General features: G+C 63.7%; 13 protein-coding genes. 1 reads left to right on the forward strand and 12 read right to left on the reverse strand.

Annotation, left to right across the window (positions count from 1 at the left end; all coding sequences use genetic code 11):
* Window positions 1–52: 52 nt before the first annotated feature.
* From ACGYLY_RS08360 to ACGYLY_RS08385, 6 genes are read right to left on the reverse strand one after another with little or no spacing between them, the layout of a single operon-like run.
* Window positions 53–880, reverse strand: a complete 828-nt coding sequence (locus tag ACGYLY_RS08360) for a competence/damage-inducible protein A (protein ID WP_395282114.1) — start codon at window positions 878–880, stop codon at window positions 53–55.
* 57 nt (window positions 881–937) lie between these two features.
* Window positions 938–1120: a hypothetical protein gene (locus tag ACGYLY_RS08365; RefSeq protein WP_395282113.1), complete on the reverse strand. Its 183-nt coding sequence runs from the start codon at window positions 1118–1120 to the stop codon at window positions 938–940.
* A 59-nt stretch (window positions 1121–1179) separates the two neighbouring features.
* Window positions 1180–2880: a methylmalonyl-CoA mutase gene (locus ACGYLY_RS08370; protein ID WP_395282112.1), complete on the reverse strand. Its 1701-nt coding sequence runs from the start codon at window positions 2878–2880 to the stop codon at window positions 1180–1182.
* 58 nt (window positions 2881–2938) lie between these two features.
* Complete coding sequence (locus tag ACGYLY_RS08375) at window positions 2939–3379, reverse strand: hypothetical protein (RefSeq protein WP_395282111.1); 441 nt, start codon at window positions 3377–3379, stop codon at window positions 2939–2941.
* A 60-nt stretch (window positions 3380–3439) separates the two neighbouring features.
* Window positions 3440–4228 (reverse strand): ABC transporter permease, encoded by a 789-nt coding sequence (locus ACGYLY_RS08380; RefSeq protein WP_395284135.1) that lies wholly within the window; start codon window positions 4226–4228, stop codon window positions 3440–3442.
* A gap of 35 nt (window positions 4229–4263) precedes the next feature.
* The gene (locus tag ACGYLY_RS08385) at window positions 4264–5328 is read right to left on the reverse strand and encodes an ABC transporter ATP-binding protein (RefSeq protein ID WP_395282110.1); all 1065 of its coding nucleotides are present in this window, start codon (window positions 5326–5328) and stop codon (window positions 4264–4266) included.
* 102 nt (window positions 5329–5430) lie between these two features.
* On the opposite strand from ACGYLY_RS08385, the gene ACGYLY_RS08390 reads away from it, so the two are divergent.
* Entirely contained in the window at window positions 5431–6285 is an 855-nt protein-coding gene (locus tag ACGYLY_RS08390; RefSeq protein WP_395282109.1) for a winged helix-turn-helix domain-containing protein, read from the forward strand.
* On the opposite strand, the gene ACGYLY_RS08395 is transcribed toward ACGYLY_RS08390, so the two are convergent.
* The 6 genes from ACGYLY_RS08395 to nuoL all read right to left on the reverse strand — a co-directional run bounded on the left by ACGYLY_RS08395 (window position 6286) and on the right by nuoL (window position 15258).
* Window positions 6286–7038, reverse strand: a complete 753-nt coding sequence (locus ACGYLY_RS08395) for a CBS domain-containing protein (RefSeq protein ID WP_231185044.1) — start codon at window positions 7036–7038, stop codon at window positions 6286–6288.
* A gap of 144 nt (window positions 7039–7182) precedes the next feature.
* Window positions 7183–8664: a DHH family phosphoesterase gene (locus ACGYLY_RS08400; protein WP_395282108.1), complete on the reverse strand. Its 1482-nt coding sequence runs from the start codon at window positions 8662–8664 to the stop codon at window positions 7183–7185.
* Window positions 8665–8818: 154 nt separating this feature from the next.
* Window positions 8819–10033, reverse strand: coding sequence for an MFS transporter (locus ACGYLY_RS08405; RefSeq protein ID WP_395282107.1), 1215 nt, complete (start codon window positions 10031–10033; stop codon window positions 8819–8821).
* 159 nt (window positions 10034–10192) lie between these two features.
* On the reverse strand, window positions 10193–11683 hold the full coding sequence (locus ACGYLY_RS08410; protein WP_395282106.1) for an NADH-quinone oxidoreductase subunit N: 1491 nt from the start codon (window positions 11681–11683) through the stop codon (window positions 10193–10195).
* A complete protein-coding gene (locus ACGYLY_RS08415; protein ID WP_231184007.1) occupies window positions 11683–13221 on the reverse strand; it encodes a NuoM family protein in 1539 nt (512 codons plus the stop codon). The genes ACGYLY_RS08410 and ACGYLY_RS08415 overlap by 1 nt, the downstream gene beginning before the upstream one ends.
* On the reverse strand, window positions 13222–15258 hold the full coding sequence (gene nuoL / locus ACGYLY_RS08420) for an NADH-quinone oxidoreductase subunit L (RefSeq protein WP_395282105.1): 2037 nt from the start codon (window positions 15256–15258) through the stop codon (window positions 13222–13224).
* Window position 15259 lies beyond the last annotated feature (1 nt).

Consider the following 15259-nt stretch of genomic DNA (forward strand, 5'->3'; position numbering starts at 1 on the left):
CGACCATTCCCGAAATCGAGGTTAGGTTCCCCTTGTGAGGAGGAGATAAAAATTAGGCGTCCCTTGACTCGGTCGTCTCCCTCGATCTCTCCTCGTTTTCCCCACTCGACTCGGCGTGCCCATTCGAGACCGCACCCCGATCCGCGACTGGTGTCTCTTCCTCGACATTATCGCGCAACCACTCCGTCGCGGCGGCGACCTCATCCGCATCGGTTGACGTGACCTTCAATCGACCCGGATCGTCCCCCCGACCCGGATAGCTTCCGACGGCGACGTCGAACCGCTCCCTGACCTCCCTGAGAACGCTGCCGAGTGCACCTTCCGGCGCCGGGGTGTACATCGTTTCGGAGACGACTTCGCCGCCGAACTCGTCGGCGACGAGTCCGAACATGGCTTTCATCTCCTGTGGGATTCCGGGGAGGACGTAGACGTTTTCGACCGCATAACCCGGTGCCCACCCCGCGTCCGTGAGGAGGGGTCTCCCCCCGACGGGCAGCGTCGCCGCCTCGTCGAGGTCCAAATCGAGGTCGTACTCGTCGGTCAACTCGGGGTTCTCCTCCGCGAACCGGCGCGCCTTCGCTTCCAGACGCTCCCGAACCTCGGTATCGACGGTCCGTGGTTCGTCGAGTGCCATCGCCACCGCGTCCATCGTCACATCGTCCGGCGTCCCGCCGAGTCCGCCGGTCACGACCACCGCATCGAACGAGTCGTGCCACTCCCGGACTCTGCGTGCGATGATTTCCGCTTCGTCGGGAACGGTCATGATTCGCCGAACCGACCCGCCTCGGTCGTGAATTTCCGCCGCCAGCCACGTCGCGTTCGTGTTCACCGTGTCGCCCGCGAGGATTTCGTCACCGACGGTGAGGATAGCCACTTCCATGGATTCGAGCTATTGTGCCCGACGGATAAAGGCGCTCCGCCGGATTTTCCCCTCCGGCTATTTCGCGTCCATTTCCTTCGGAGCCACCGCCCATCCGACGGTAAACAGCGTCCCGACGCCAACGAGGAGGAAGGCGAGGAGTACCCACGACGTGTGTGGAACGGCTATCACGAGAAAGACGGCGAGCAGCGTACACTGCAGCCCGATAATCGGCGCTCGAAGTTCGTCTGCGGCGTCCATAGTTCGCAATACGAACCGAATAAAATAATCCTACTGAACTGCTTCAGTCGCTTTCCGACTCAGGCCAGTCCGATCTTCTCCTGATACGTCCCGTGTTCGGCCTCGAACACGTCCATGATTTCGCCCATCGTCGCGTAGGCTTTCACCGCGTCCACGATGGCTGGCATGACGTTCTCGTCGTCGTCGATTGCGGTTTGCAGGTCGGAGAGCGCCGCTTCGACCGCCTCGTCGTCGCGTTCCTCCTTGACCGCTTCCAATCGGGCGAGTTGCCGCTCTTGGGTCTCCTCGTCCACCTTCAGGATTTCCGGCTTCGTGTCCTCCTCGATATCGTACTTGTTGACGCCGACGACGATTTCCTCGCCGTCCTCGACGCGCTCTTGGTACTCGTAGGAGGCCTCCTGAATCTCGCGGTGGAAGTAGCCGCGGTCGATGCCTTCGAGGACGCCGTCGCGCACTGAACCGTCGCCCATCTCCTTGATCTCCTCGATGTACGCCATCGTCTTCTCCTCGACTTCCTCGGTGAGGGATTCGACGGCGAAACTGCCGCCGAGCGGGTCGATGATGTCCGCCGCACCGCTCTCCTCCGCGATTATCTGCTGGGTCCGCAGGGCGACGCGAACGGACTGCTCGCTCGGGAGGGCGAGCGCCTCGTCGAAACTGTTCGTATGGAGGCTCTGGGTACCGCCGAGGACGCCCGCGAGCGCCTGAATCGTCACGCGAACGATGTTGTTCAGCGGTTGCTGTGCGGTCAAGGACTGCCCGGCCGTCTGGGTGTGGAACTTGAGCTGTTTCGACTTCTCGGACTCCGCCCCGTACCACTCGTCCATCACGGTGGCGTAGATGCGGCGTGCGGCCCGGAACTTCGCCACCTCCTCGAAGAGGGAGTTGTGCGAGTTGAAGAAAAAGGAGAGTTGGGGCGCGAATTCGTCCACGTCCAGTCCGCGCTCCATGGCGTCCTCGACGTAGGCGAATCCGTCGGCGAGGGTGAACGCGAGTTCCTGTACCGCCGTCGAACCCGCTTCGCGGATGTGATAGCCCGAAATCGAGATGGGCTTGATGTTCGGCGTCTCCTCCACCGCGAACTCCACGGTGTCGGTGACGGTGTGGAGCGACGGTGCGGGCGGGATGACCCACTCCTTCTGTGCGATGAACTCCTTCAGCATGTCGTTCTGGAACGTGCCGCGGATTTCGTCGCGGGGGACGCCCTGTTGGTCGGCCAGCGCGACGTACATCGCGAAGACGACGGGCGCGCTCGGGTTGATGGTGAAACTGGTCGAAACCTCGTTTAGATCGATGCCGTCGAAGAGGATTTCCATGTCGCGAAGGGTGTCCACCGCCACGCCCTCCTTGCCGACTTCGCCGTCCGACAGCGGGTCGTCGGAGTCCTTACCCATCAGGCTCGGCATGTCGAACGCCGTCGAGAGGCCCGTCTGGCCGTTGTCGATGAGGTAGTGGAACCGCTCGTTGGTCTCCTCCGCCGTACCGAATCCCGCGAACTGCCGCATCGTCCACGTTCGTCCGCGGTACATCGTCGGGTAGACGCCCCGTGTGTAGGGGTCCTCGCCCGGATAGCCGAGGTCAGCCTCGTAGTCCACGTCGCCCACGTCCGTCGGGTCGTACAGGTCCTCGACTTCCAGGTTGGAAACGGTCGCAAAGCGGTCCTTCCGCTCCCCGAATCGCTCCAAAACGGGCGAGTGGGTTTCTTCCTCCCACTCCTCTCTGGCCTGCCGAATCTCCCGCAGGTCGTCCTCGTCGTACATGTGAGTAGTTTCTGCCGGACAATCCATTAAGGATTCGATGAGCGATTTCTGCCGTGTCTCACCCCAGAACGGAGACGGCAACCCGATGCGGTCCCGCCGTCGTATCCAGTTCGACCGCATCGACGACGCTGTCACGAATCCCGTCGCGCCACGCCGTCACCGCCGCCGTGTGCCGCTCGTGATGGGTCTCCACGTCGTAGTCTCCCGCCGAGTCGGTCACGCTCGGGTCGGTGTCGTCGACCCGCGGATAGGCCGGAACCCCCTCGGTAACGAGGTCCCGCGGCGGAATACGAATCGGAGCGGGACCGCCGCGTCCGTCGTCGGCCGGTTCGGCCGTCTGCACCGCGTGCAGACGCGCGCGAACTCGTCCGGCGAACGGGGTCGTGATTCGAAGCACGACGTTCCCGCCCCGTTGGCTGGCTTCGAGCGCGGTCGCCACGTCGTCCGCGTGAACCACGACGACGCGGATGACCGTCGGGTCGCTGCTCTCGCCGGGCATGGGTTTCGATGGGTGGCGGAGCGAGTTGTAGGTGTCGGCAACCGCGGGAAAGAAGAGAGTTCAGTAATGACCCAACACGCCCATCCGCCGGGCGCGCCGGGCGGCACGCTTGAACGCGTAGAACCCGATCAGACAGTACCCGACGGCGGTCACGACGAGTACGGCGAGGTCGCTCGCCGGGAACTGCCACAGGTGGACGCCGCCCTGCATCGCCCGCTGAAGCATCGAACTCCCCTGCACTAACGGCAGGTAGCGGAGCGGTTCGGAGTCGGCGATGGGTGCCGCGATGAGGCCGATGAGGACGAACTGCATCAACTGCGAGAGGTTTTCGATGCGCTTGTACAACAGCGCGAGACCGGCGAAAACGAACCCGATACCGACGACGGGCAGGAGCGTCAACACGACTATCGGAACGACCGTCAACAGGTCCACGGCGAGGGATTGGCCGGTCGTCACGAGCATCAGCGGGAGGATGATCGCCCCCCACAGCATGCTCTCCAGCAGGTACGCGACGACGCTCGCGGCCATGACCGACCCGAATCCGTAGGGAGACATGTACAATTGCTCCAACGTCCCCCACTGCGCTTCCCGCGTGACGCTCGATGCGAGGCTGAAGTACGCCGTGAGCGCCATCGTCCAGAGGAACCACCCGACGATGAGGCCGCCGAACGTGTCCGAGAGCGCGCCCGCGCCGCCGATGCTCCCGGCGGCCGCCTTCCCGCCGAAGAAGATGACGGCGAAAAAGAGGTAGACCGTCACGATCTGCGCGAGCGTGTTCATGGGATAGCGGGCCAGCAGATACGCCCGCTTTCGAAGGACGGCCGCGAAGAGCGTCGTCGTCCCGGCCATCCCCGACCGGGCGATCGAATCGTCAGACCGATAGCTCACCGGTCGTCACCGTCCTTTGCTCCCTCCTCGGCACCGTCAGTAATGCTGAGGAACACCTCCTCCAAATCCGGTTCGACGGACGTTATCGACGCGAGGCGGAGGTCGTTCGCGCGGAGGAAGTCGGTCAACTCGTAGAACCCGTCGCCGGTCACGGAGACCACGAACCGCTCCCGGTCGGCGCGCTGCTCGAAGTCCGCGGCGTCGAACCGCCGTTCGAGGTCCCGTCGCGACTCGGACGGTATCCCCCCCGCGACCTGTACGCCGTAGGACTGCGTGCGAAACAGGTCGAGGAGGTTGTCCAGACTGTCGTCGGCAACGATGTGGCCGTCGCTCATGATGACGACGCGGTCGCAGAGGTCCTCGATGACGTCCATGTCGTGGCTCGACAGGAGGACCGTCGTGCCCGTCTCGTCCGCCAGCGTCCGGAGTTCCGCTCGCAACTCCAGTGAACTCTCCACGTCCAACCCGAGGGTCGGTTCGTCGAGGAAGACGACGTCCACGTTCCGCGCCAGCGTACAGGCGAGCGACACCTTCCCTTTCATTCCGCGGGACAGTTCCCGAACCGGCGTGTCGGCCTTGTCCGCGAGATCGAACTGTTCGAGGAGTTCGTCGTGGCGCTCGCGGGTCGCGGCGGGACGCTGTCCGGCCAGCGCCGCGAAGAACTGGAGGTTTTCACGGACGGTCAACCGCCAGTAGACGTTCCGCGCGCCCTCCAACATCGCGCCGACGTGCCGATAGGCGCGCTTCGTGTCGGCGTGAACGTCGATGCCGTCGATCATCACTCGCCCGTCCGTGGGCAGTATCAGGCCGAGAATCGACTTGATGATCGTCGTCTTTCCCGCGCCGTTCGGCCCGAGCAGTCCCACGACGGAACCGCGGTCGACGTCGAATGAGACGCCGTCCACGGCGGTCACTCCATCCGACTCGCCTCCGTATCGCTTCCGGAGGTTTCGAACGCGGAGGATAGGGTCCGATTTCCCCTTCGTCCTCGTTTCCGTCCTGTCGTCCGTCTCCGATCCCTCGTCTGCCTTCGACTCGGGACGGGGAGATTCGACGCTCATACTCCTATCAGTTCGATAGAAGGGATAACGGTTTCCCGAACGTCCTTTCAGTTTCCCAATTGACACGAAAGCGTTATGCGACGATACCGGAAACCGACAAGCATGACCGATGACGACCCCAACACCCTCCCCCCGTCCGAGGCGTTCGCGCTGTTCGCCGACGAAACGCGCGTCGCCATCGTCGAGGCGCTCGCCGAACGGACGACCGACGAGGGGAACGATGGACTCTCGTTCACCGAACTCAGGCGGGCAGTCGGCGTCCGCGACGCCGGACAGTTCAATTACCACCTCTCAAAGCTCCGCGACCGATTCGTCGTGAAACGCGACGAAAAGTACTACCCGCGTTACGCGGTTCTCCGTCTCGTCGGCGCGATACGCGAAGGGTCGTTCACCGAACGAACGGAACTGCGGTCGGAAACACTCGAATACGACTGCCCGGGGTGCGATCGGTCGTTGATGGGAACCTACGAGGACGGGTTCGTGAAAATGGAGTGCGACGAACACGACATGCTGTTCCAAACGAGCGTCCCGCCGCAGGCCGCCACGGGTCGGTCGGTGTCGGAGATAGTCTCGTTCGCCAACGAGGAAACCCAACACCACATACAGAAGGCGATAGACGGAACGTGTTTCATCTGTAGCGGGCCGATGTGCATCGAGAAACCACACCGAAACAGTAGCGACCAACTCGTCACCGAACTCGGCTGTGAGTCGTGTTGGCTACAAATGCACCTTCCCGTCACCGCATCCGTCATCCGCCATCCCGCCGTCGTCTCGTACTTCTACGAGCGTGGAATCGACGTTCGGACGGTTCCGGTCCTCTCGTTCGACTTCGTTTGGGACGACCTGACGGAGGTCGTGTCCGAAGAACCGTACCGGATTCGCGTTGACGTCGGCGAGGTGGCCGACGCGCCGACGCTGACGCTCGACAGGGAGTTGAACGTTGTAAACGTCGAATAACTACTGCAACCGCTTCGTCGTCTCCATCAGCGGATGGCGGGCGTAGTCCACGACCTGAATATCGTCGATGGTTTCGAGGCCCTCCTTGCGCGCCGTCTCGGCCATCCCCAGTTCGACTCGGTGGTCGGTGATGATGATGTACGCGTCCATCTCCTCGATGTCGAGCCTGTCCGCCGCTTTCGCGCGGTGGTGGCCGTCCGCCAACAGGAGGGTGTTGCCGTTCTCGATGACGACCAGCGGTTCGGCCAGTCCGCGCTCCATCTCGTACACCCGACCCTCCAGTTCGTCGGCGTAAACTTTGCCTTGCGTCGGCACGAGGTCGGCGAGTCGAACCTTCCGGCGGCTCTGTGTCACCTCCGTGTCGTGGATGGATTCGAGGGTCCGCATGAGTTTGCCCACCTTCTCCGGCGTCACGCGCTCGATTTGGCTCCGGATGAAGTCCGTGTTGGTGATGATACCGACGAGGTTGCCCGCGTCGTCCACGACCGGCAGTTTCTGGATGCCGGACCGGAGGATGACGCGCGCCGCGTCGTTGACCACCATGTCCGGATGGGCGACGATGAGTTCCTGCGTCATCACCTTGAAAATCGGTTCGCGGTCGTCCGCGAGCAGAAGGTCGCGCGCGCTGACGAACCCCTCGACGCGTCGGCCATCACACACCGGAAATCCGTTGTGTCCGTCGCTTTCGGCGATCCTTCGGGCGACCTCTTCGACGGTCGCATCGGGGGAAACCGTCGCCACGTCGCGAGTCATGTACTCCTTGACTTTCGCTTTGATACCCTCGGTTCCGCCGTCGGAAGCGATGCGAACGCGCGACACCGCACTTCGGTCCGCTTCCTCCTCGCCCTCGTCCATGCAACGTACCGATGCCCCCGTGGGGCAAAAAGTTCCCGCCTGTCACTCGTCGTCGGCCAGTTGGATGTCGAACGCCGCGACCCGCTCGCGCTCGGCGTCGAAATCGTTGGGTCCCGGCCGCGACCGAACCGTCTCGAAGAACCGGTCGGTGATGATTTCCCCCACGATGGTCGAAAGCGACTCCTCCTCGTCGTCCTCGACTTCGCCGAGGAGACCCAACGGAATCTGTGCCCCCGCCATGTCGGCGTGCCCGCCCGCGCTCCCGATCTGTCCGAACGCGGCGCGCATGGTTTCCCCGAGGTCCACGTCCGTGCCGCGTGCGCGCGCGGAGACGTATACCGTCCCGTCCATGAACCCGAACACGAGCGTGACCGTCACGCCGTCCATGTTGAGCAACCGGTCTGCGGCCTGTGCGAGGGCGTCGCGGTCGGAGAGTGCCCCGACACAACTCGCGAGTACCGTCCCGTCGAGTTCCCGGTTCCGAATCGCCCGGGAAATCGTCTCGAACGTGTCGGCGCTGACGGAGGGCGTCTCGACGCGCTCCAAGATGCTCGTATCGGCGTGGGGAAGCAGGAACGCCGCCGCCTCGAAGTCCGAGACGGACACCTCGCGTGTGAAATCCTTCGTATCGACGCGAATACCGTACAGCAACCCGGTCGCGACCCGTTCGTCGGGGCAGATATCGAGTCGCTCCAGGTGGCCCGCCAGCAACGAACTCGTCGCCCCCACACCGCTTCGAAGGTCGACGAAGCGCGCTTCGACCGGATGGTTCGGCGGGTGGTGGTCGATGACGACGTCGACCGGCATCTCCTCGGGAAGTTGGTCGTTGACGCCCGGACTGGAGTGGTCCACCAGCGCGATTCCGCCGAACTCCGAGAGGTCGGCACCCTCGTCGACGTTTCGAAGGTTCAAATCGAGGAGGTTGACGAACGCGCGGTTTTCCTGATGTGATATCGCCCCGAAGTAGCAGGTTTCGGCCTCGGTGCCGACCGATTCCGCCATTCCCTCCAGCGCAACCGCGCTGGCGATGGCGTCCGGATCGGGGTTGTCGTGCATGAAAATGCCGAGTTTGCCATCGATGTCGCGAAGGGTCCGCTGGAGTTCGTGCGTTCGAAACGCGGTGTCTCCGGCGGTCAGCGGTAGCAAGTGGTCGACGAGCGCCGCGCCGGGGTCGATCAACTCGTCGGCGATGTCGGCGAGGTCCGCTCGTCTCTCCCTCGACGGCCCTTCGCCCGTATAGACGAGAAGATAGGTGTCGGGATGGACCTCCCGTACCGCACGTGCGGCCCGCCAGTTTCGCTCGGGGTCGTCCCCACAAACGAAGGCGAGATCGACTTCGGGTCGTTGCGCGACGACGTCCGGGTCCGTGGGGTCGCCCTGCGTCGCCGAGACGCCTTCCGTGCGGAGCGTTTCGACTCTATTTTCGCTCTCGTCGACGACGACGAGACCCCCGGACCAATCGGCCACCGATTCAACGATGGCATGCCCGACGGAACCACAGCCGAGCATGAGCCGCGAAACCATCTTACCCCCGATTCATAGTCGGACACCTAAAACTTGTTGGGAATCCGCTTACAGCTCAAAAGAGTGAAAATCCGCCACTATAGCGCGCTTCCGTCGGATTTCGAGCGGCGAAGGGAGCGCGTTCGGCCGCCGATTCAGCGGGCGGACGACCGGACTATCCGTCCGTCGCACCGCCATCGTCCGGGTTCGATGCGACGATCGGCGAGGGCCACAGTCGAAGACCGACGGCACCACCGAGGAATATCACGCCGAGCGCCGCGAGGGCGAGCAGGGGACTCGTCCCGTCCGCGATCCGACCGGTCGCCAACTCGATGGGGATTCGAACCAGCGCGTACACCATCGCGACGGCGCTCAGGACCGTCGCCCGGCCGCGCGACTCGATACGGTGATTGATGTAGCCGCTCGCGATCGGATTCGCGAGGATCCGAGTCCCTCGCACGAGGAAGAACACGGGGAGTGCTAACAACGGAACTGCGAGGGGAAGCAGGAACGCCACGGCCGTCACCAGCGGGAACGCGATGAGGGCGACCCGCGTCGTCAACCGCGTCTCGATTCGACCGGCGTACGAACTGGCCACCGCCCCGACGACCGCGAACCCCGCATACAGGGGTCCGAGACCCGACGCGGAAATCGACAACCGCGTCACCGCTATCGGCTGGATGAAGTTCTCGGCGGTCATCGAGATACCGACGAAGACGCCCATGTAGAGGACGAACGACCGGAGCGACGGCGAGAGGAGTTGCTCACGGATGACCGGCACCGCGTCGATGACGGTGAACGGTTCGACATCGGCGGCATGGGAGTTCTCGCCTGGAAAGGAGAGGAGGACCGGAACCCCGAATCCGATGAGCACCGCGCTGGCGAGAAACGGATAGCTCGCGTCGATGGCGTACAGTCCGCCCGCGACGAGCGACGTTCCGGCCATCGTCCACAGGTTGACCGCACCGCCCCTGCCGTGGACGTGCGTGTACAGGTCTCCGTCTCCATGCGCGTCGAGCATGTCGTAGAGCCACGCGTCCCCGTTCCCGGACTGGAACACGTTCGAAAACGACCACAGGGTCCAGACGACGGCGAACGTCGCGAACGAATCCGCGAGAACGAAGCCGACGCAGGCGGCGCACAGGAGGAGGGAACCGGTCAGCAGGCTGTTTCGATGGCCGATTCGGTCGCCGACGTATCCCGCCGGAAGTTCGCCGACGAGCGTCACGACCATAGCGACGGTGTTGAGGAGCGCTATCTGTGCGAACGAGAGACCCTCGTTCCGAAGGTACAGGATGAGAATCGGCCAAATCAATCCGAACGTGACGGTGGCACGGTACAGATAGTATTTGCAGACGAACCACGGCGGCAGTCCGTTCCGTCGGTTCATGGGGCCCGCGCTCTCACTATCGTTGCCGATTCATGGGGCGAAGGGACGTTCATGGACCGCATTTCGAGGACCCGGATAAATTCCTTCCGCTGTCGCTCGGCAGGCGTAGGGAAACGTCGAAACGCAAAAATCGCGAGCGAAAACGAATTTCCGCGGCGTTCAGGCGAACAGCGCGGCGGCGGCGTTGTACGCCGTGTCCGCCACGGGCCCGAACGCGAACAGCAACGCGACCGTCATGACCGCGGCCGCGACGACGGCCACGTAGAGGCCGGTCGGCGTGCTTCGAATCGTGAAGTCGCCCTCCGGGTCCTCTATCCACATCGCCTTCACGACGCGACTGTAGTAGAACAGCGACAGTGCGCTGTTGATCGCGCCGACCGCGGCGAGCCACCAGAATCCGGCACCGACCGCGGCACCGAACAGGATGTACTTGCTCATGAACCCTGCACCGACCGGGAGACCGGCGAGGTTGAACAGGAAGACGGTCATGGCGAGGCAGGCGACGGGAGCCTTCTCCGACAGTCCGTTGTAATCCTCGAACGTCCTGCCGACGCCCCAGTGTTCGACCAGCGCGATGAACAGGAACGCACCCGTGTTCATGAAGCCGTAGACGAGCAGGTGGAGCATCGCACCGCCCATCACCCAGTCGTTGTTACCGCCCGTGAGCGCGGCCAGTCCGATGAGCACGTAGCCCGCGTGTCCGATCGAGGAGTACGCGAGCATCCGTTTCACCTTGTCCTGCGTGGCGGCCGCGAAGTTCCCGAGCGTCATCGTGACGAGGGCGAGGATCTGGAAGGCCAACACCCAGTCGATGGTGGAGCCGACCTCGCCGATCGGGAACGCGGTGACGAACACGCGGAAGGCGACGGCGAACCCGGCGGCCTTCGAGGCCGACGAGAGGAAGCCCGAAATCGGCGCGGGCGCGCCTTCGTACGCTTCCGGTGCCCAGAAGTGGAACGGCACGGAGGCCGTCTTGAACGCGAAGCCGCCGAGCACCATCAGCACGCCGACACCGAGGACGCCGCCCAGACCTTCGAAACCGCTTCCGAGCGTGGACGCGATGAGGTCCAGTTGCAGGTGTCCGGTGACGCCGTATACGAGGCTGATACCGTAGGCGAAGATGGCCGACGAGAGCGCTCCGATGAGGAAGTACTTGAGACCCGCCTCGACGCTTCCGCGGTTCTTCTTCAGCACCGCGACGAGCGCGTAGGACGGGAGGCTGGCCAGTTCGAGGCTGATGAACACCGTGGCGAGGCTGTTCGAACTCGCCATCAGCGTCATCCCGGTCGCCGCGAGGACGACCAGCGAGTAGTACTCCGCCTGATAGGAGTTGCCCTTCAGGTAATCGTAGCTCGCGACGCTGACCAGCGCCGTGACGCTGGTGAAGATGAGCACGAAGAACAGGCTCATCGTGTCGACGACCATCGCGCTCCCGTAGAGCGAGATCGGGTTCTCGCCCGTACCGGAGGCGAGGAACCACGCCGCCAGACCGCCCGCGACGACCGCGCCGAGCGTCGAGATACCCGCGAGAATCGGGTTGTCCCGCGTGTTCGGGTAGATACTGTCCACGACCAGCAACAGCAGCGCCGTCAGGCCGAGGACGATGGCGGGCGCGAGTGCGGCCCAGTCGGGCCACGCGAGTGCCGCCATCAGGCACCACCTCCGGCGAGGAGCGCCATTTCACCCACGGCGTCCTGAATCATGTGGTAGAAGATGTTCGGTTGAACACCCAGCAGGATGACCAGCAGGATGAGGACGACGAGGGGCGCGACGTCGTGGAACGCCGCGCGGCCGACCTCGTAGTCGGTTTCGAGCCGGAACGGTCCGAACAGCGTTCTCTGCATGGCGAACAGCAGGTAGCCCGCCACGATGACGATGCCGAACATCGCCGCCGCCGTGAACAGCGCGAGCGCGTTGCCCGCGAGTACCGTCGAGTTGAAGGCCCCGACGAAGATGAAGAACTCCGCCGCGAACCCTGCCATCAGCGGCAGGCCCATGTAGCCGAACGCGCCCGCCACGAACACCGCGACCGTCACCGGCATCTTGTCCGCGAGACCGGACATGTCCGAGACCATCCGGGTGTGTGTCGTGTTGTAGATGACGCCGACCGCCATGAACATCAGTCCCGAGATGAGACCGTGGGCGACCATCTGGAAGGTCGCACCGCCGACGCCGTACATGTTGAACGCGACGAGTCCGAGGATGACGTACCCCATCGAGGAAACCGAGGAGTACGCCACGATACGCTTCAGGTCGGACTGGGCCAACGCGAGCAGCGCACCGTAGATGACGCTCACGACCGCCACGAGGGCGATGATGAACGCGTAGTCCTTCGCCACGCCGGGAAGCATGGTGAAGTTGAATCGGAGCAGCGCGTAGGTACCCATCTTCAGCATGACGCCCGCCAGCATGATGGACACCGGCGTCGGTGCTTCGACGTGAGCGTCCGGCAGCCACGTGTGGAACGGGACTATCGGGACTTTCACGCCGAAGCCGATGAACATCGCGAAGAACGCGAGGGCCTTCAGCGTGCCAGCGCTGATGCCGCCGAGGCTTCCCAACTCCCCGCCGTTCAACGCCATCGCGATGGCGGGCATATCGAGCGACGTGATGGAGTCGCCCAGTCCGAAGACGAGGCCGATGAACCCGATGAACATCAGCAGCGAGGCGACGTTGGTGTACACGAAGAACTTGATCGCCGCGTACTTGCGCCGCGGGCCGCCCCAGATACCGATGAGGAAGTACATCGGGACCAGCACCATCTCCCAGAAGATGAACCAGATGAAGAAGTCGAGCGCCGAGAAGACGCCGAGGAGGCTCATCTCCATGAAGAGCATCAGACCGAAGAACTGGCTCTGGCGGGACTGAATCGGCGTCCACGCCGCGAGAATCGCGAGCGGCGTGAGCACCGTCGTCAACACCAACAACGGCATGCTGATGCCGTCGAGTCCGACGTGCCAGTTCAGCGCGTAGGGGCCGAACGTGACCCACTTGAACGTCTCTTCGAAGGCGAGGGTTCCGCCCAGCAGGGCGTTCCCGCTGCCGTCGAAGGCACTGTACATCCAGATGCTCCCGGCCGCGGGGAGCAGGCTCAGCACGAACGCGAGTTTCCCTGCGATCTTGTCCGGCGCAAGGAACACCGCGAACGCGCTCACCAAGGTTACCGCGAGAAGTGCTTCGACTATCATCTAGAACCAACCTCCCGTGAAGCCGAGGACGAGAAGCAGGACGACGAACGACAGCGTGAGCAAGAGCGCGTAGTTCGTCACGACACCGCTCTGGATGCGCTTCACTCGGCTTCCGCCGAACAGGCTCACGCTGGAGACGCCGTTGACCACGCCGTCGATGACGCCTTGGTCGAACTTGTCCGCCGCACGCGAAATGGGGAGCGTGACCCCATTCGCGAGCCAGACCTGATACTCGTCCTGGTAGTAGTTGTTGAACAGGAGCGTCTTCGCGCTGCCCAACTTGTCCGTGTGTTCGACGGGTTCCGGGACGTTGTACAGCGCCCACGCCAATCCGAGACCGGCGAGTGCGAACGCGAGCGACACGCCGCCGGAGACCAGCGCCGAGAACGCCTGTGCTTCGCCGTAGGACCCGACGACGAGTTCCTCGTAGTGGTGTGCAGCGGTTCCGGGAATCGGACCGTTGAGCCACATGTGGAGGAACTCGATGTTTTCGATGTGGAGCGCCTCCGCCAGGACGGTCATGTTGGTGAATCCGATGACGGTGGCGAGGATGCCGAGGACGACGAGCGGGAACTTCACGTTCCAGTGCACGCCGTGTGGTTTCCGTGCCGTGTCACTCCTGGGTTCACCGTGGAAGGTCAGGAAGACCATCCGGAAGGTGTAAAAGCCGGTGAAGAACACGGCGATGAGACCCATCGCGTAGGCGACCAGCAGGGCAGGATTACCGCCAAGCCCGTGACTGAGCGCCGCGTAGAGCACCTCGTCCTTCGACCAGAACCCGGCGAACGGGAAGATGCCCGCGAGCGCGAGGGAACCGGCGAGGAACGTCCAGTAGGTCACGGGCATCCGGTCCTTGAGACCGCCCATGTCCCACATGTTCTCGTTGTGGTGCATGGCGATGATGACCGACCCCGCTCCGAGGAACAGGAGCGCCTTGAAGAAGGCGTGGGTCATCAGGTGGAAGGTTCCCGCGACGTACCCGCCCGAACCCAGCGCGAGCATCATGTACCCGTACTGGGAGATGGTGGAGTACGCGAGCACCTGTTTGATTTCGCGCTTGACGACGCCCATCGTCGCCGCGAACAGCGCCGTGAAGCCGCCGATGAGCGCGATGATGGTGAGCACCTGTGGAAGCACGGCGTAGAAGCCGTACATCCGCGCGACGAGGTAGACACCCGCCGCGACCATGGTCGCCGCGTGAATCAGTGCGGAGACGGGCGTCGGACCTTCCATCGCGTCCGGAAGCCACGTGTGGAGCGGGAACTGCGCGGACTTGCCGATGACGCCGCCCAGCACGAGCAGGCCGACGATGTTGAGCCACGCCTCCGGACCGAGTCCGAAGAGGGTGGTTAGCTCGCCCGCACCGCCCTCGCCGTGAGCGAGCGCCTGCTCGGCCATGTGCACGAACGAGTGGTCGCCCGCGAACTGGGCCGTACCGAAGGTGGCGAACACCGCCACCACGCCGATGAGGAAGAAGTAGTCACCGAACCGGGTGACGAGGAACGCCTTCTTCGCGGCGCTCGGCGGGCCGGGTTCGCGGAACCAGAACCCGATGAGCAGGTACGAACACAGGCCGACGAGTTCGAAGAACATGAACGCCATCAGCAGGTTGTCCGAGAAGACGAACGCGAGCATGCTGAAGGTGAACAGGCCGAGACCGGCGTAGTACCGCGGCAGTCCGGTTTCGCCCTCGTCGTTCATGTATCCGAGGCTGAAGATGTGGACGAGACACGCGACCAGCGAGACGATAACGAGCATCAGCGCCGACAGCGGGTCGAGGAAGATGCCGAAGTGCAGGTTGAAGGTATCGAGGCCTTCGACCCACACGATGGTCTCGTGGTACGTTTCGCCGCCCGACACCGTGAGGAAGACCCACAGCGACAGGAGGAGCGACCCGGCGGTCGCGACGATGCCCGGAATCGCGCCGCCCTTCGGCAGCATCTTGCGGGCGTACTCGCCGCCGAACAGTGCGATCAGGAACGATACGAACGGCAGGAGTGCGATTACCGGTGCCAGTTGGAATGCTGTTGCCGCCATT

It is taken from the genome of Haladaptatus sp. CMAA 1909, assembly GCF_043952005.1.
Lineage (GTDB): Archaea > Halobacteriota > Halobacteria > Halobacteriales > Haladaptataceae > Haladaptatus.